This window comes from Brevibacillus sp. 1238, from assembly GCF_029892995.1.
GTDB classification, from domain to species: Bacteria; Bacillota; Bacilli; order Brevibacillales; family Brevibacillaceae; genus Brevibacillus; species Brevibacillus parabrevis.
On the sequence record NZ_JARXWC010000004.1, the window covers coordinates 333,222 to 350,091 of the forward strand.

Below are 16,870 nucleotides of genomic sequence, written 5' to 3' on the forward strand. Positions count from 1 at the left end.
CAAGCCTACTTTCCCAATGCCTCCACATCCCTTCTTTACGTACCACGCCCTCTAGCGAAAAAAGTTTCACTTCCGGCCACTTTTTCCCTCTCTGCAGAGAGCACATTCCGGCAAAAAACAAAGATTGACTCCGGACAACAGAAGTCATATCATGGGTGTAGCACACACGGCTGACTGGCCTGTGAACCACATAACTCTTATCGCGAGCTGGCTGAGGGACTGGCCCTATGATGCCCGGCAACCGGCGCTATTTTTTTCTTGAATAGCGAAACGGTGCTAATTCCAACGGATAAGAGTCGGTACGAGAAGCGGCATTGCTGCGTCTTCTGTCCCGACTACTGACCCGAGAGATGAGAGGAGACGAGACGTTTTTATAGTCGACAACCGCCTCCCCGCTCTGGGGAGGCTTTTTTACATGCCTGAAAGCTTCACGAAACTTTTCAAGCTGCCCAAGGAGGACTAGCATGAGTGATCAACGCATCCTCGTCACTTATTTGACGCAAGCCAAAGACTTACACAAAAAAGCAGCCGCCATCGCCGTTGGCATGACGGTCGGCTCCTGGACGGATTTGCCCGCAGCGAAGCAAGCTGAGCTGGCTCCTTATCTCGGGGAAGCCGTGAGCGCTACGCCGCTTGAGACATTGGAAAACGGCGAGACGCGCGGACTGATCACCGTCAGCTACCCGACGCGCAATTTTACGCACGACATTCCTTCGCTTTTGACCGGAATCTTCGGGAAACTGTCCATGGACGGAAAAATCAAGCTGGTGGACATCACTTTCCCTGAGTCGTTTCTACAAGCTTTTCCCGGACCAAAGTTCGGCATTGACGGACTGCGCGGACGTTTGGATGCACAAAACCGCCCGCTGTTGATGAGCATTTTCAAATCTTGCCTCGGTCTTCCCTTCGAAGATTTGAAGACGCAATTCCGGGCACAGGCGCTCGGTGGCGTCGATCTGGTCAAAGATGACGAAATCTTCTTCGCAGACGATCGCGCGCCGTTTTTGGAGCGTATCCGCGCCTTCAAGGAGATCGCGCAGGAGACAGAAGCGCAAACTGGCAAGCCTGTCCTCTACGCGGCCAACCTGACTGGCCCGATCAACGAGCTGAACGAAAAAGCAAAGCGTGCCGTGGAAGCTGGCGCAGATTGCCTGCTGTTCAACGTCCTCGCTTTTGGCTTCGATGCCTTGCACCGCCTGGCAGCCGATCCGGACGTCAACATCCCGATCATGGCCCACCCCGCTCTCGCTGGCGCTTACTATCCGTCGCCTGATTACGGGATCGCCACTCCGCTTTTGCTCGGCACCCTGATGCGAATTGCCGGAGCAGACCTGGTGCTGTTCCCGTCGCCATATGGCAACGTCGCCCTGGACAAAACAGAAGCGCTGCAACTGGCGACCAACTTGACCACTCCGCTGGAAGGCGTGCGCCGCTCGTTCCCGGTTCCATCAGCCGGCATCCATCCGGGACTCGTCCCGCAGCTTTATGCGGATTTCGGTCTGGACCAAATCGTCAATGCTGGCGGCGGCATTCACGGACATCCGGGCGGCGCTACCGCAGGGGCCAAAGCGTTCGTCGATGCAATCGCAGCAGTCACGGCTGGACACACCCTGGGAGAAGCGGCGAACCAATCGCCTGAACTGGCGGCAGCCCTGGAGAAATGGGGTGGCGCACGATGAGCAAAAAGCTCGTGCTGTTCTGCGATTTTGACGGAACGATTACGGAAAAAGACAACATCGTCGCGATTGTAAAAAAATTCGCTCCCCCTGAGTGGGAAGCTCTTACCGAACAAATTTTGTCGCAAAAAATCAGCGTACAGGAAGGCGTCGGCAAGCTGTTTCAGCTCTTGCCCTCCTCCCTGCGCCAGGACATTGTGGACTACATCGTGAACGAAGCGACCATTCGCCCCGGCTTTGCCGATTTTGTCCGCTTTTGCCGCGAGGAAGGCATCGAACTGCTGATCACGAGCGGCGGCATCGACTTTTTCGTAAAGCCGATCCTCGCTCCGTTTGATTTGGATCATGTCCCGATTTACTGCAACGGCAGCGACTTCTCCGGAGAGAACATCACGATTACGTGGCCGCATTCCTGCGACGAGCATTGCACAAACGGCTGTGGCATGTGCAAGACAACCATTATTCGCCGCTACGATCCCGCCACTCACTATCGTGTCGTCATTGGTGATTCCATCACTGACCTGGCTGGCGCCAAAATTGCCGATTTCGTGATCGCCCGCTCCTTCCTCGCGCAAAAAGCCGAGGAACTACAGCTGTCACACAGCACTTTCGCCACCTTCCACGACGTGATCGCCACACTTACGCAACTGAAACAGGAGGTTGTCTGACACATGACCGCAACACTCGAACAGCGTCTGGACGCGTTTCGTCGTCTCGATGACGCCAAGCTGACATTTGCCCGCCGGGACTGGTTTCCCGGCACAAGCGGCAATCTCTCCATCAAGATTCAAGACGAGCCGCTGCAATTTGCCGTGACGGCAAGCGGCAAGGACAAGACGAAGCTGTCGCCGGAAGACTATCTGGTGGTCGATCAAGACTCCCGTCCCGTGGAAGCAACCTCGCTCAAGCCGTCCGCCGAAACGTTGATCCACGCAGTCGTCTATCAAAAGTTTGCCAAAGCAGGTGCCTGCTTCCACGTCCATACGGTCTGGAACAATCTCATCTCCGAGCTGTACTTCGGCCAACGGGCTTTCACCATTCAAGGCCAGGAGCTGATCAAGGGCCTTGGGATTTGGGAGGAAAATGCGCGGATCACTGTTCCGATTGTTGAGAACTTTGCCGATATTCCGACCCTCGCAGCCGCGATCGAAAAAGTCATCACCCCAGAAATTCCGGGTGTTCTGATCCGTAACCACGGCATTTACGCCTGGGGCGGCAACGACTTTGAAGCGAAGCGCCACCTGGAAGCATTTGAATTTCTGTTTGAGTACCACGCCCGCTGGCTGCAACTGCGCCAAGCTGTCGTGTCCACTACATCCAACTAATCAAGGGAGGCAAGCATCATGGCACAAATTCGTTTCCACGACAACAACGAGTACATTTCCGCTCCGGAGGAAGTCATTTCCTTCCTGGACACCCAAGAAATCATTTATGAAAAATGGGATGTAGCTCGCCTCGATCCGAAGCACCGCGACAACTACAGCCCGACAGACGAAGAAAAGCAAGAAATTCTCGACACCTTCAAGCCGGAAATCGATGCGATCAGCCAACGCCGCGGCTACTTGACTGCCGATATTATCGTCCTCTCCGACAAAACGCCGAACCTCGACGAGCTGTTGGTAAAATTCAAAGGCGAGCATCACCACACAGATGATGAGTGCCGCTTCTGCGTAGACGGGCACGGCATTTTCGCGATCAAAGGAAAAGACGGACGTTACTTCGACGTTGAGCTTTCCCCTGGCGATCTGATTTCGGTACCGCCGAACTTCCGCCACTACTTCACGCTGATGGATGACCGCAAAATCAAAGCGATCCGCCTGTTTGTCACACCTGCTGGCTGGGAAGCTATCTACTAATACAAAGTGCGGAATGCGAAACACCCTGGAGCGAATGCTGCACCAGGGTGTTCTTGTTTCTTTTAACGTATTTTAGCGAATGACGCCGTTGCCCTTGATCGACAGCTCCGGCACGAACTTCACTTCCGCCTGGGCAAAAGCTTTGGGCCAATTATCTTGCACCTTTTTCCACTCCTGATACGCATGCGCTCGCGCGTACAACCCGAATCCGAATGGATCGACTTCATTTTGCTGGCACTTCACGACCAGTTTCCCAAATTCTTTGCGCAGCTCCGCATTAACCATCTGCTCCATGTCCTTATAATCCTTTTCCATGTCAAAAGGGAACAATCTCTCCGAAATACCGCCGCCGAACTTCATCTTTACTTCAAAATGAAACTTGCCGTCCCGAAAGGTCGTCTTCACTTTTTTGGATGCTTGCTTTGCGATGAGGCTGACTCTGTGCTTGATCATCTTTTTGCTGTCATTGGGCGCAGGGATCGGCACCGTAAAGGTCACTTCGCCCTCTTTTCCGTGCAGAAACAACTGGAGCAGCATCGTTTCCTGACTTTGCAGCAGCTCGACATACGTGCCCTCCTTGCTCAGCACCGCTGTTCCCAAAATCTTGATCGCTTTTTCTTTGCCCACAGCCGTGATGGTTGGATTAATCCCTTTTTCAAACATTTGCCGATGAAAATCTTGCGCCCTCGTCCGCACGGTCAAATTCCGCTGATTAGCGGTATCGATCAGCTTGGTCAGATGCAGGGACAGCCTCGGCTTGTCTGGCGGTTGAAAGTGAAACAAGTCACCTACCTCGCCGTCAAAATAGACCATCCGGGCGTTGACCGTAAAGCGCGCATCGCGGAAAATGACGTCGAGAATCTTGAACCAGTCAGGGTGCTCCAAAAGTCGCTTTCCCAGCACGATCGCCTGGATTTTCCCTGAAAGAGTAAGCCCCGTCACCATCTCGTCCAATCGTGCCCGCGCCTGTCGGAAAGACTCCGCTTTTACGCCAAATTCTTCGCTTTTTTTCTTCGCTTCTCGGCTGAAAACCGGACTGGACAAATAAAACAGCAGCTCATCCTTCTCATTCACGTCAACTCCGGCCATCAGCGTAATCGTCGCATCTTCCAAATCGATTCGATCCATGCAGCCCGACAAAAAGAAAAACAGCGCCGAGATCAACAGCAGCTTTCCGGCTTTGCTCATCCCTTTTGTCCCCCTTTTCCGCGCCGAAACAACTGGATCGCCAGCCACCAGATCACGGGGATGATGTATCCGCCAACCATTCCAGTCATGCTCCACACCTCGCTCCACTTTTTCAGATCGATGAACGTGGGCGTATACAGCCAGGCTCCCACGACGATCAGGATCATCAGAATGAACAAGTGCTTGCGATGATCGGCTGACCCGACCATTTGGCTCGTCGTGAACACCGTAAAATACATGTACGGCAGCGTGGTCGTCGACAAAAAGAACAAGTAGAACGCAAGAAAAATGATGTCGATTCGCTCCAGAAAGCGATACTCGATTACTTTCCACAAATTGAGTGTCGGCCACGTATATTGCGTGATTTCATCCGGACTAAAAAAGGAAAAGCTGAACACAGTAATATGCATAAAAATCAGCATGGACAATGTGTTTGCCACCACAATTCCCAGCGAGGCATACTGTTTTCGCTGCAAAAACGGGTACAGAAAAAACGCCAGCTCAAACCCGAGAAAGGACAATATCGTCGATTTGGTTGCGGAGAAAACCGGTATCCACCCGTCTTTTAGCACAGGCAGCAAGTGAAGCCAATTGGAATACGGCAAGATGGAAAAGACAACGATCGGCATCCACAGCGTCAAGTAAAAAATCAACTCGGCATACCGTCCCAGCACCCGCAGCCCGCCCTGCACAACCATATAGGTAGGGATCACCGTCAATATCGCCAAAACGTATCCTGGCGTCTGGGACAAAATCCACACGTTCACAATCCCGATCCCGTTGGCGATTACCGTCATGGCGGCAAGGGCGCAATAACAGGCGACAAGCGCGGAAACGACCATTCCCAGCCATTTTCCAAAAAAGACGGGAATCAAATCGACGATCGTTTTGCCCGGATAGCGCTTCATGATGTTCACAATGAGGAGGCTTGCCACAGTAGCGCATACCCAGCCAATGAGAATGGAAATCCATCCGTCCGTTCCCGCTTCCTCGGCCAACTCTCGCGGCATGGACAAGACTCCGATCCCCACTTGTGTTCCATGAATAAAAAATACGTACTGGAGGACAGTCAGCTCGTTAAATGCGTATTTTTTCATTCGCCATCCCCCCGAGGACGGTTATCCCCCTGACGCTTGGACTGGACGACGCGGGCGCTGGCCGGACGATTTTTCATGCTCCACAACGGCAAGCGCAGAAACAAGTCCTTCCAGTCTGAAAATCGTACGGGTGCCAGCGGACTTCCGTAAGGCACGCCCAAAGATTCCAGCGAGATCAAATGACCGATCAGCCCCATCATCCCGATCACAATGCCAATAATCCCGAACATCGCAGCCAGTCCCATCATCAAAAACCGCAGCAGCCGCACTGCTGACGCCATGTCGTAGTTCGGGATGATAAAGGAAGAGATCGCGGTAAAAGCGACTACAATCACCATGATGTTGCTGACGATCCCGGCCTGTACAACCGCCTGTCCGATAACGATACCGCCGACGATGCCCACCGTCTGTCCGATCGGCGCAGGCAGCCTCACCCCGGCTTCCCGCAACATTTCCAGCGTCAGTTCCATGATCATCGCTTCCAGCAAGGGAGGAAATGGCACTCTCTCCCGCGACTCTCCCACTGACAAAATCAAGTCGAGCGGAATGACCTCGTAGTTAAAAGAGATCACCGCGATGTAGACGGCTGGCAAAAAGGTAGCCACCAGAAACGCCATAAAGCGCAGCAGCCGGATAAAAGTGGCAACCAGCCAGCGGGTACTGTAGTCGTCCACATTTTGAAAAAACGAGGCAAAGGTCGCAGGGCCGATCAAAACGCTGGGAGAGCGATCGACGACAACAGCAACCTTTCCCTGCAAAATGTGCGAAGCAACCGAGTCCGGCCGTTCTGTCATCATGAATTGCGGAAAAGGCGAGTACGGGTTGTCCTCCACCAACTCCTCCAGCTCTCCCGTGTTCAAAATCGAATCGATCCGAATCAGCTTGATTCGATCCTCAAACTCTTGCAGCACCTCGGGATGAACCACATCTGCCAAAAACAGCAGCGACACTCTTGTCGGCGCCCTGTCCCCCACCCAATACTCCTTGATCTTCATCTCCCGATTGGGAAGATAGCGGCGGATCAAGGCGATGTTTTGCATCCCTGTCTCGACGAAGCCTTGATGCGCTCCCTTCAAGGACGCTTCAAGCTGAGGGTCCTCGATGGCGCGCTGCGGCCAGCCATGTGTCTCGACAGCGAGCGCTTCTTTGCGCCCCTCGATAAACAGCAAGCTGCTGCCATCGAGAATCTGTCTTTCGACCTCGTGAAAATCGTATATATTAAACACTTTTCCTACGGACAAAAGATCGTAGATGCTGGCAGGCCCTTCGCTTTGCTGGGAAAGAAGCGGCCGAAGCACATTGTTGTTCACCGAGCTTTTGTCTACCAAACCCGTCAAATAGACTAGCGCGACGCTTCCCTCGACAAACTTGCTCTCGAACGTGCGGATTACTAGATCGGGCGTCAGGGTAAACATCGTGCGCAACTCTGTGATGTTATCGCTTAAACTGTCACTGATCTCACGCGCAGGCACCGGGACAGAAGAGTGACTGAATCTGTCTTTTGCCGATGCCCTTCTTCGTCTCAGCCATCCTCTCATCCCCATCTGTTTTGGTTCCCATCCTCTGCGTAGTTTGTTGTATTAGCGTTCGTGACTGATTCCAAAAATATGCATTCAACTTCTCACAAGCGAACGCGAAAATCGCATAAATCCAAACGACCTGCAAATACTGACAGGAGAACTGGAACAGTTTGGCGGGAGACTCATGAAAAATGGACTAGCCTTTACCCAAATCGTAGTGATGCTGATGCTGACAAATGGACTGATGAATCACGTTCTGGTCATCCCCATGATGTTGGACTCGGCCAAAAGAGATTCCTGGATATCCGTCCTGTTTGCAGGCGTCTTATACCTTATCTGGACGGCTCTGCTCTATTTTATTTACCGCAAAACAGGCAGCGAGCCGCTCCTGCAATGGATGAAGCAGCGCTATGGCCCGGCTGTCGCTTACTTTCTGGCCATCTTGATCTCGCTCTATTGCTTTGTCATCGCCACGACCACCTTGACGGATACGGTCACGTGGATCAATTTATCTTTTGCCCCGCAAACCCCGCTCTCTGTCCATGCAGGTCTGTTCGCCCTGCTTTGCCTGGGAAATGCTTTGCTCGGCATCCGGTCGATTGCCGTGACTTCGACCGTTTTATTGCCCTTTGTCGTAGTGCTCGGATTTTTCGTGATGGCGACCAATTTCCAAAACAAAGACTACAGTCTGCTGCTCCCGATCATGGAAGATGGCCTGGCGCCTGTAGCCAAAGGCATGGTGTACGCAGGGGCAGGCTTTACCGAGATGATCCTGTTTTTGCTAATCAAACATCACTTGCGCGCTCCAATGCCTTACTATCAAATTTTTTTGCTTGCTGTCATCTTCATCGGTTTGACCATCGGACCGACCATTGGCGCCATCGTGGAGTTCGGGCCGCTGGAGGCGACCAAGCTGCGCTATCCGGCTTACGAGGAATGGCGGCTGGCCAACATTGGCCTGTACATTGAGCATCTGGACTTTTTGAGCATCTACCAGTGGTTTAGCGGAGCGTTCACACGCGTCTCCCTATCCCTGCTCCTCATTGTCGATGTATTTTTAATTCCAAAAGGACGCTCGCGCTTCTGGTGGCTGCTCGGACTTTGTTTCCTCGCGACCGTGCTTTCGCTCTATCCGATCAGTACGATTGAATTTTACAGTTTGCTGTCCAAGCTGATTCTGCCTGCCATGCTCGTCCTGGCTGTGTCACTTTCCCTTTTGCTAGCGCTCCTGACAGCCTTTGCCCCAAGGAGGAAGCCACATGAAAAATCGTAGGTTTGCCAAGGTGAAGCAGGTGCTGGAACACTCTACTGCCACAGCGGACCATGCAGAGCTTTCCTCCCTTAGCATGCGGTCTTTTCATGAGCTGTTTACGGACTGCAATGACGTTTGCATCGAGGAACATACATTGATCCCTGGCCCCGAGCCCTGCTATGTCTCCTTCGTATACTCCGACTGCATTTGTGACCTGGACCGGATCAGCGAATATTTGATGCCGCAGCTGACCCGGCTGTTTTCCGACGAGCAGATCAGGAGCGCAGATGATTTGCGCGAGAAAAAGCTGTTTTTCATGAACGAGTTGACGTACCCGACCGATATTGACTGGATTTGCAGGCACGTCTTTAGCGGAAACCTGCTCATGGTGTTCGAGGAGTTTCAAATCGCTTTTTACGTCGAGACAGGCAATCCGCCCAAGCGCGATCCCGAAGAGTCCAATACCGATGTGTCCATCCGCGGACCTCGGGATGGGTTCACGGAGGAGATCGGTACGAATCTGGCTTTGATTCGCAAAAGAATGCGGACACACCAGTTGAAGTATCTCCCATACATCCTGGGCAGCCACACCCACACACGAGTCGGTCTCTTGTACCTGAAAGACCAGATCGCGCCGGAGCTGGAACGCGAGATATGCTCGCGCCTGGATAAGTTGGGCAGCAAGGGCATCATCAGCGGGTTGCAAGTAGAAGAGAATTTGTCCCACACCCCACTGACACTGCTCCCGGAGTACCAATACTCGGGAAGACCTGACTACGTGACCAACGCTTTGTTAAAAGGACGTTTTGCCATTTTAGTTGACGGTTCCCCGACCGCCTTGATCGGCCCTGTCAACTTTTCCATGCTGCTGAACGCCGCAGAAGATGCCAGCTCCTCTGTCTTCTCGATCGCCTTTGTCCGGTTTCTGCGGATTTTCTGCGTGCTGATCGCCCTGTTTTTGCCCGGCTTTTGGGTCGCCCTGATCACTTATCATCAGGAACAGCTGCCCTACACATTGATCGCCACCATCGTAAAATCGCGGCAAGGAGTGCCGTTGCCTGCTGCCCTCGAAGTGTTGCTCATGGTGCTGCTGTTTGAGCTGTTCAAGGAGGCTGGCCTGCGTCTGCCCATGGCGATCGGCCAAACGCTTTCGGTCGTCGGCGGATTGATCGTCGGACAAGCTGCGATTTCAGCCGGACTGACCTCTACAGGCAGCCTTGTAATTGTGGCGCTTTCTGTCATGGCAACGTTCACCCTGACGAACCAGCACATTGTCGGAACGATCACCTTGCTCCGGCTTGGCATCAGCGTAGTCTGCTCGCTTTTGGGGATGTTCGGTTTTATGATCTCGGCTCTGGCGACGCTTTTGTACTTTGCCAACATGCGTTCCTTTGGCTTGTATTACTTGTCTCCGCTCGCACCGACTTTCTGGCCCGATTTGTACAAAACCGTGTTTCGCACGCCATGGCGCAAAGCCGAACGAAGTCCCGAGTTCCTGCACGACCCTTCGGAAAAGGGGGAGGGCCAACGATGATGCCCCACCTTCGAGCGATTGCGATCACACTCGTTTTCCCTGTTTTGCTCTGCGGTTGCTGGAACGCGCGGGAAATTGAAAATTTGCTTTACGTCAACGCCCTCGGCATCGATTACGTTAACGATGAGTTTGTCGTGTACGCGCAAATCTTGAGCTTTTCCAGCATCGCCAAAACAGAAGCTGGCGGCGCGCGCTCCACCAGTGGATCGGCTGTGGCCAAAGGAACTGGCAAAACGTTCGTAAACGCGCTGTTCAACATTTATCCCACCAGCCAAAAGCAAATGACCTGGAGCCATATCCGCTCCATCGTCTTTAGTGAAAGCGCCTTGGAAAAGAAACATATGGAGGAGATTTTGGACGAGCTGGACCGTTTTTACGAGTTTCGCTACACGCTCTGGACGTTTGCCACCAAAGACCCGATTATCGACATTTTCAATGCAAAGCAGGTGTTCGATTTGCCTGTGATTTACTCGCAACTGGCGAATCCATCCGATCTGTATGAGCAAAACTCTGTGCTGCGTCCGATGAAGCTGTTTCAATTCATCGCGAGAAGAGATGAACCGAACCTCGTTGTCTACGTCCCGATTCTTTCGATCAACCGAAACAGCTGGAGCGAAGACAAGAAAGCGTTGCCCAAATTAAAGATGATCGGCGCATGCCTGCTGCAAAACTTGGAGTCCCGAGGCTGCTGGCCGCGCTCAGACTTGCTGGGGCTGCGCTGGCTCGATGAACACACCGTCCGGACACTGCTAGGGATCAGCAAAGGAGGGCAACTGCTGGCGATGACCATCCTCGAAAAGCCCAAAGTGAAAATCGAGCCACGATTGCAAAACGGCACCGTAACCTTCGCCATCGACATTCACGCCACTGGCTATATCACGCAGGTAGTGACAGTCGGGCCGATCAATGAAATCGAAAAGGAAGCAGCGAAAAAAATCGAGGCGGAAGTACGGGCGCTTTTTGCAAAGGGCCGAAAACATAACATCGACACCTTGCAGCTGGGACACGCTCTCTATCGCAAATACCCGCAAGAGTGGAAACGATTGCAGAAAAACAACGCGCTCCCGCTTTCGCAAGAATCGCTGTCTGCCGTCAACGTTCAGGTGAAGCTAAACAACGGGGGCATCTCGAAAGTGAAGCAAGCCAACTGAGGCAATCCGTCGACTGCAAGCAAACATCTCCCGTATCAGAAAAGTCGGCGGGACATTTTTCGCACACAAAAAAAAGCAGAGATATATGTCCCTGCTCTTTTTTCGTGCCTGTTTTAGCTTATACGACGTAGCCGCCTGCTTCGATCACGCGATCAGCAATCGTCCGCTTCAATCCAACGGTGTTGATCGGTGTGCGGCGAGTCAATTTTTTCAAAATGGAGAGACGCAGGCGCAGTTCATCGCCTTCTTCCATCGCAGCGAGCGCTTCTTTGGCCCACGCCTCAACGCGGTCAAACGCTTCATGCACATACACTGCTGTCAGCGCGAGCTTGTGCTGCTCGGCTTCCAGTCCGTTTGCGGCAACCGCTTTTTCCGTACGCTTCACGATGCTGTCCATCGCGTACAGCTCGATCAGCATGTCGGCAGCAAAAGCGAGCAGCTCCTGTTCTTTGGAGATCGCTTGCTGGTATTTCATCAGCGCAGAGCCTGCGACCATCAAAATGATTTTGCGAGTCATGCCGAGCAGATGCTTCTCGACAGCAAGCGGCGCATCCTCGATTTCCTCCGGGTAGTAGCTCATCAGCTCGGCTTGCAAGCTCGTCGCTGCTTGCATGAGAGGCAGTTCGCCTTTCATCGCCTTTTTCACCAGCGTATCCGGGATGAGCAAGCGGTTGATTTCATTCGTCCCTTCAAAAATCCGGTTGATCCGCGAGTCGCGGTACATGTTCTCAATCTCGTATTCCGACATGAAGCCGTAGCCGCCGTGGATTTGCACGCCCTCATCCACGCAGTAGTCCAGCACTTCCGTAGCAAACACTTTGTTGATCGAGCATTCGATGGCGTAATCGGCAATCGCCTTCGCTACTTCCGCGCCGTCATCCGCTTTCTCGCCCAGGCGGCTAAGCGCGGTGTCGAACAAGCCTACTGTCCGGTAGACGGAGCTTTCTGCGGCGTACGCTTTGGTAGCCATGTTCGCCAGCTTGTTTTTGATCAATGTGAAGTTGGCGATAGGTGTTTTAAACTGCTTACGTTCCTTCGCGTAGTTCGTCGCCAGCTCCAATGCTTTTTTCGCCGAGCCGACCGCCCCAACAGCCAGCTTGTACCGGCCTACGTTCAAAATGTTGAAGGCGATGACGTGGCCTCTGCCCGGCTCGCCCAACAGGTTGGCTACCGGAACAGGCACATCCTGCAAAATGACCGTACGAGTCGAGGAGCATTTGATGCCCATTTTTTTCTCTTCCGGGCCAAACGATACGCCCGGGAAGTCCCGCTCCACGATGAAAGCCGTGAACTTCTCGCCGTCAATTTTTGCGTACACAATGAACACGTCTGCAAAGCCTGCGTTGGTGATCCACTGTTTTTCCCCGTTGAGAATGTAATGGGTGCCGTCTGCGGAAAGAGTCGCTGTCGTCTTGGCGCCAAGCGCATCAGAGCCGGAGCCTGGTTCGGTCAGGCAGTACGCTGCGATCCGTTTTCCATACGCCAGATCGGGCAAGTAGCGCTGCTTCTGATCCTCGTTCCCGAAGTACACAATCGGCAAGGAACCGATTCCCACATGGGCGCCGTAGCTCAGCGCGAAGCCGCGTGCGAGCGAAAATTTCTCGGTGACGAGCGCGGTGCTGACTTTATCCAGACCAAGCCCATCGTATTTCTCCGGCACATCGCCAGCCAAAAGTCCCAATTCCCCTGCTTCCTTCAGCAACCGCACGGAAATGTCGAAGCTGTGCTTTTCCAGTTCCTCCAGATGCGGACGAACTTCATTGACGACAAAATCTTCCGTCGTTTTCGCGATCATTTTTTGCTCGTCGCTGTACTCCTCCGGCACGAATACATCGTCAGCCGAACCAGCATCAATCAAAAAGCTCCCACCGCGGATCAATTCTTTTGTATCTGCCATACTATCCCTCTCCTTTTATGAAAATAGACGTACCTACTCCCCGACCATTTCAAAAACGCCAGCGGCCCCCATTCCTCCGCCAATACACATCGTAACCACTCCGTATTTGCCGCCCCTGCGCTTCATTTCGTTCAGAAGCGACACGGTCAGCTTGGCTCCGCTGCAACCGAGCGGATGGCCCAGTGCGATAGCGCCGCCGTTGACATTGACCTTTTCCGGGTCGAGACCAAGCTCGCGAATCACCGCGATCGACTGGGACGCAAACGCTTCGTTCAGCTCGAACAAATCCACATCTTCCAGGCCGATTCCTGCCAGCCTCAAAGCTTTAGGGATAGCGACAACCGGACCGATTCCCATCACATCCGGGTCGACCCCGCCTACCGTAAAGGAACGGAATTTGGCAATCGGCTGGACACCCAGCTCGGCTGCCTTTTCGGCTGACATCACCAATACTGCTGCCGCTCCATCGCTTGTTTGCGACGAGTTTCCGGCCGTTACGCTGCCCTGGACGTGAAAGACAGGCTTCAGCTTGGCGAGCGCTTCCAGGGACGTATCTGCACGAGCGCCTTCATCCTTGTCAAAAATAGCTTCACGAACATGCACCTTGCCCGCGTCATCGACGGAGTAATTTTTCACGGTCAGCGGAACGATTTCGTCCTGGAACTTGCCTGACGTGATCGCTGCCGTCGCTCGTTGATGGCTGCGGAGGGCAAATGCATCCTGATCTTCTCTCGTCACGCTGTATCGTCTTGCTACTTCCTCTGCCGTGTGCCCCATGCTCATGTACGCTTCCGGCTTCGTTTCGACCAGCGCCGGATTCAGCGCGACCTTGTGGCCGAGCATCGGCACCAGACTCATGCTCTCCACCCCGCCTGCCACCAGGACGTCAGAGCTGCCGACCATAATTTGCTGCGCTGCATAGGCAATAGTCTGCAAGCCCGAGGAGCAAAAACGGTTGATCGTAATTCCCGCTACATTCGTCGGCAACCCGGCGCGCAATCCGATCAGTCGCGCCATATTCATGCCTTGCTCCGCCTCCGGTACGGCTGTTCCCATAATGACGTCCTCGATGTCCGCCGGGTCCAGCTGCGGGACGCGCCGCAACAAATCGGAAACGACCGCCGCTCCCATATCGACTGGATGCACGTCCCTGAGGCTTCCTTTTTTCGCTCGGCCGACCGCTGTGCGGGCTCCTGCGACGATAACTGCTTCTCTCATCGTTATCCCTCACCCTCCCCTAGTTGCGCAAAGGCTTGTTTTTCGTCAGCATATGCTGCATTCTTTGCTGGGTTTTCGGCGTCTTGATCAGGGCAAGGAACGCTTGCTTCTCCAGCTCCAAAATGTAGCTTTCTGTCACTTCCGTACCCGCCGGCACATTTCCGCCGGACATGACATAGGCGATTTTGCTTGCGATCAGCTCATCGTGCTCGGAAATGTAGCCGCTCTTTCTCATCGCGTAAATGTTTTGGCGCAAATTGGCGTAGCCCGTCTCCCCGATCACGCGGATTTTGCGCGGCGCAGGCGGCGTGTAGCCTTCTTGGTCCATCGCAAGCACAAGCTGTTTCGCATCGTACAAAAGGTGGTCCGCATTGACACTGATCCGGTCGGTCGGCCGCAAATAACCGAGATTGATTGCCTCCTGTCCGCTGGTCGACACTTTTGCCATCGCAATCGTTTCAAAAGCTCTTGCGACGAACGGGAACGGATCAACTGGCATGCTGCCTCCTTCCGGCACGTTTTCCATCGCCCTAAACAGCATTTCCTTCGTTCCCCCGCCGCCTGGCAACAGCCCGACACCGACCTCGACGAGTCCGAGGTACGTTTCTGCCGCTACTTGTACACGGTCAGCGAGATAGGTCACCTCGACGCCGCCACCGAGCGTCATGCCGAAAGGTGCTGCGACGACTGGACGGTGCATGTAGCGAATCGCGCGAGCGGCTTTGTGGAAGTTGCTGACGAGCATGTCTAGCTCCAGCCAGTTTTCATCCTGCGCCTCCATCAAGGCCATCGCGAGATTCATCCCGACGCAGAAGTTTTTGCCCTGATTGCCGATGACCAGACCCGCGAAGTTTTTTTGCACCTCTTCCGCAGCCTGGTTCGCCATTTGCAGCACATCCAGACCGAGCGCGTTATGGGGAGAGGTAAATTCCAGACACGCAACGCCGTCGCCAAGATCGATCAACGCCGCGCCTGCATTTTTCTTGATCAGCTTGCCTTGTTCTTTGAGGGCAGCGAGATTGATATTTTTCTTGTCTTCCTCTATCGCTTTATACTTGCCGCCGATCGAAAAGGCTTCGCGCCGTCCTTCCGCTTTCTGATAGAACGTCGTTTTTCCACTTGCCAAAAGCTCCTCGACCAGCGCCGGAATCTGTTCGTTCTCCGCGCGCATTTTGGCGACTGATTTTTCCACGCCGATCGCATCCCACGTCTCGAACGGACCAAGCTCCCAGCCGAAGCCCCATTTCATCGCCTGATCGACTGCGACGATGTCATCCGCGATTTCGTAAGCTTTTTCAGCGGAATACAGCAAAACTTTCTTGAAGACGCTCCAGACAAACTCGCTGCCCTTGTCCTTGCCGTATGCGAGCGCGCGCAGTTTTTCCGGCAACGTTTTTGCCGTCTTCGCAGCATCTAGGGAAGGGTACTTCGGCTTCACGCTCGGGCGATACTCCAAGGTGTTGATATCGAGCGCCAAAATTTCTTTTCCTTGCGCCGACTTGACCTGCTTGAAAAATCCTTGCCCGGCCTTTTGACCGATCCAGCGCTTCTCCACCATCTGCAAAACAAACTCCGGCACCGCAAAAACAGCCCGTTCCGCTTCATCCGTGCTCTTGTTGCGGACGTTCCCCGCCACGTGCACATAAGTGTCCAGACCGACGACATCCAGCGTGCGGAACGTGGCGCTTTTCGGCCTGCCGATGACCGGACCAGTCAACGCATCGACTTCATCCACTCCCAGGCCGAGGCGCACCATCTCGTGGATCGAGACTTGCAGCCCGTATGTACCGATGCGATTGGCGATGAAGTTCGGCGTGTCCTTGCAGACAACCATGCCTTTTCCGAGCACATGCTCCCCGAATTGCTTCATGAACGAGACGATTTCCGGATCGGTATCATGCCCCGGGATCAGCTCCAAAAGCTTCAGATAGCGCGGCGGGTTGAAAAAGTGCGTGCCGAGAAAATGCTTGCGAAAATCGTCCGAGCGCCCTTCTGCCATCTCGTTGATCGACACACCGGATGTATTCGAAGTGACGATCGTCCCTGGCTTGCGATGGGCTTCTACCTGGGCGAAGACGCTTTTCTTCACATCGAGATTTTCCACGACTACTTCGATGATCCAGTCGACTTCTGCGAGGAGTGGCAGATGATCCTCGAAGTTGCCTACCGTGATCAGTTCCATGCTCTTTTTATCGTAAAGCGGTGCCGGCTTTTCTTTCAAAAGCCTGTCTTTGCCCGCTTGTGCAATCCGGTTTTTGACGACAGAATCAGCCAGTGTCAGTCCCTTTTTGCTCTCGTCCGCCGTCAATTCCCGTGGCACGATGTCAAGCAAATAGGTAGGAATCCCGACGTTTGCCAGATGAGCTGCAATTCCCGCACCCATGACACCGGAACCGAGAACCGCCGCTTTGCGAATTTTGCGTTCCATCTCCAAATCCTCCTTTAGAAATCCTCTGTCGAGGCTACTCACGGTTGTTGCCA

The 16,870-nt window shown here is 53.7% G+C and carries 13 protein-coding genes and 1 riboswitch; of the genes, 7 read left to right on the top strand and 6 right to left on the bottom strand.

Features of this window, described 5'->3' with window-relative positions:
• The first annotated feature begins 194 nt into the window (after positions 1 to 194).
• Positions 195 to 296, top strand: a riboswitch (SAM riboswitch).
• Positions 297 to 464: 168 nt separating this feature from the next.
• Genes M2298_RS12540 through M2298_RS12555 form a run of 4 tightly spaced genes read left to right on the top strand, consistent with a single transcriptional unit; the run spans position 465 to position 3,532 of the window.
• Positions 465 to 1,679 (top strand): 2,3-diketo-5-methylthiopentyl-1-phosphate enolase, encoded by a 1,215-nt coding sequence (locus tag M2298_RS12540; RefSeq protein WP_122964422.1) that lies wholly within the window; start codon positions 465 to 467, stop codon positions 1,677 to 1,679.
• Entirely contained in the window at positions 1,676 to 2,344 is a 669-nt protein-coding gene (locus M2298_RS12545) for a 2-hydroxy-3-keto-5-methylthiopentenyl-1-phosphate phosphatase (protein ID WP_173596709.1), read from the top strand. The genes M2298_RS12540 and M2298_RS12545 overlap by 4 nt, the downstream gene beginning before the upstream one ends.
• A gap of 3 nt (positions 2,345 to 2,347) precedes the next feature.
• On the top strand, positions 2,348 to 3,001 hold the full coding sequence (locus M2298_RS12550; RefSeq protein WP_122964420.1) for a methylthioribulose 1-phosphate dehydratase: 654 nt from the start codon (positions 2,348 to 2,350) through the stop codon (positions 2,999 to 3,001).
• Positions 3,002 to 3,019: 18 nt separating this feature from the next.
• A complete protein-coding gene (locus M2298_RS12555; protein WP_063227299.1) occupies positions 3,020 to 3,532 on the top strand; it encodes a 1,2-dihydroxy-3-keto-5-methylthiopentene dioxygenase in 513 nt (170 codons plus the stop codon).
• Positions 3,533 to 3,604: 72 nt separating this feature from the next.
• Here the strand turns inward: M2298_RS12555 and M2298_RS12560 are convergent, their stop codons facing one another.
• Genes M2298_RS12560 through M2298_RS12570 form a run of 3 tightly spaced genes read right to left on the bottom strand, consistent with a single transcriptional unit; the run spans position 3,605 to position 7,361 of the window.
• Complete coding sequence (locus tag M2298_RS12560; RefSeq protein ID WP_274874355.1) at positions 3,605 to 4,720, bottom strand: Ger(x)C family spore germination protein; 1,116 nt, start codon at positions 4,718 to 4,720, stop codon at positions 3,605 to 3,607.
• Positions 4,717 to 5,817: a GerAB/ArcD/ProY family transporter gene (locus tag M2298_RS12565; RefSeq protein WP_274874356.1), complete on the bottom strand. Its 1,101-nt coding sequence runs from the start codon at positions 5,815 to 5,817 to the stop codon at positions 4,717 to 4,719. Before M2298_RS12565 ends, M2298_RS12560 begins: the two co-directional genes overlap by 4 nt.
• Positions 5,814 to 7,361 carry a spore germination protein gene (locus tag M2298_RS12570; RefSeq protein WP_122964417.1) on the bottom strand — a complete coding sequence of 516 codons (1,548 nt, stop codon included), beginning with the start codon at positions 7,359 to 7,361 and terminating at the stop codon, positions 5,814 to 5,816. The genes M2298_RS12565 and M2298_RS12570 overlap by 4 nt, the downstream gene beginning before the upstream one ends.
• Before the next feature lie 160 nt (positions 7,362 to 7,521).
• On the opposite strand from M2298_RS12570, the gene M2298_RS12575 reads away from it, so the two are divergent.
• From M2298_RS12575 to M2298_RS12585, 3 genes are read left to right on the top strand one after another with little or no spacing between them, the layout of a single operon-like run.
• Positions 7,522 to 8,610, top strand: a complete 1,089-nt coding sequence (locus tag M2298_RS12575; protein ID WP_122964416.1) for an endospore germination permease — start codon at positions 7,522 to 7,524, stop codon at positions 8,608 to 8,610.
• Positions 8,597 to 10,123 carry a spore germination protein gene (locus tag M2298_RS12580; RefSeq protein WP_274874357.1) on the top strand — a complete coding sequence of 509 codons (1,527 nt, stop codon included), beginning with the start codon at positions 8,597 to 8,599 and terminating at the stop codon, positions 10,121 to 10,123. The genes M2298_RS12575 and M2298_RS12580 overlap by 14 nt, the downstream gene beginning before the upstream one ends.
• A complete protein-coding gene (locus M2298_RS12585; RefSeq protein WP_229049748.1) occupies positions 10,120 to 11,274 on the top strand; it encodes a Ger(x)C family spore germination protein in 1,155 nt (384 codons plus the stop codon). The genes M2298_RS12580 and M2298_RS12585 overlap by 4 nt, the downstream gene beginning before the upstream one ends.
• 118 nt (positions 11,275 to 11,392) lie before the next feature.
• On the opposite strand, the gene M2298_RS12590 is transcribed toward M2298_RS12585, so the two are convergent.
• From M2298_RS12590 to M2298_RS12600, 3 genes are read right to left on the bottom strand one after another with little or no spacing between them, the layout of a single operon-like run.
• A complete protein-coding gene (locus M2298_RS12590; RefSeq protein WP_280648582.1) occupies positions 11,393 to 13,171 on the bottom strand; it encodes an acyl-CoA dehydrogenase family protein in 1,779 nt (592 codons plus the stop codon).
• Between the two features lie 33 nt (positions 13,172 to 13,204).
• Entirely contained in the window at positions 13,205 to 14,389 is a 1,185-nt protein-coding gene (locus tag M2298_RS12595) for an acetyl-CoA C-acetyltransferase (protein ID WP_173598514.1), read from the bottom strand.
• A 19-nt stretch (positions 14,390 to 14,408) separates the two neighbouring features.
• Positions 14,409 to 16,817 (bottom strand): 3-hydroxyacyl-CoA dehydrogenase/enoyl-CoA hydratase family protein, encoded by a 2,409-nt coding sequence (locus M2298_RS12600; RefSeq protein ID WP_122964412.1) that lies wholly within the window; start codon positions 16,815 to 16,817, stop codon positions 14,409 to 14,411.
• Positions 16,818 to 16,870 lie beyond the last annotated feature (53 nt).

Coding starts and splice junctions, on each gene's coding strand:
- M2298_RS12540 (WP_122964422.1), top strand. CDS start 465: ATGAGTGATCAACGCATCCTCGTCACTTATTTGACGCAAGCCAAAGAC.
- M2298_RS12545 (WP_173596709.1), top strand. CDS start 1,676: ATGAGCAAAAAGCTCGTGCTGTTCTGCGATTTTGACGGAACGATTACG.
- M2298_RS12550 (WP_122964420.1), top strand. CDS start 2,348: ATGACCGCAACACTCGAACAGCGTCTGGACGCGTTTCGTCGTCTCGAT.
- M2298_RS12555 (WP_063227299.1), top strand. CDS start 3,020: ATGGCACAAATTCGTTTCCACGACAACAACGAGTACATTTCCGCTCCG.
- M2298_RS12560 (WP_274874355.1), bottom strand. CDS start 4,720: ATGAGCAAAGCCGGAAAGCTGCTGTTGATCTCGGCGCTGTTTTTCTTT.
- M2298_RS12565 (WP_274874356.1), bottom strand. CDS start 5,817: ATGAAAAAATACGCATTTAACGAGCTGACTGTCCTCCAGTACGTATTT.
- M2298_RS12570 (WP_122964417.1), bottom strand. CDS start 7,361: ATGGGGATGAGAGGATGGCTGAGACGAAGAAGGGCATCGGCAAAAGAC.
- M2298_RS12575 (WP_122964416.1), top strand. CDS start 7,522: ATGAAAAATGGACTAGCCTTTACCCAAATCGTAGTGATGCTGATGCTG.
- M2298_RS12580 (WP_274874357.1), top strand. CDS start 8,597: ATGAAAAATCGTAGGTTTGCCAAGGTGAAGCAGGTGCTGGAACACTCT.
- M2298_RS12585 (WP_229049748.1), top strand. CDS start 10,120: ATGATGCCCCACCTTCGAGCGATTGCGATCACACTCGTTTTCCCTGTT.
- M2298_RS12590 (WP_280648582.1), bottom strand. CDS start 13,171: ATGGCAGATACAAAAGAATTGATCCGCGGTGGGAGCTTTTTGATTGAT.
- M2298_RS12595 (WP_173598514.1), bottom strand. CDS start 14,389: ATGAGAGAAGCAGTTATCGTCGCAGGAGCCCGCACAGCGGTCGGCCGA.
- M2298_RS12600 (WP_122964412.1), bottom strand. CDS start 16,817: ATGGAACGCAAAATTCGCAAAGCGGCGGTTCTCGGTTCCGGTGTCATG.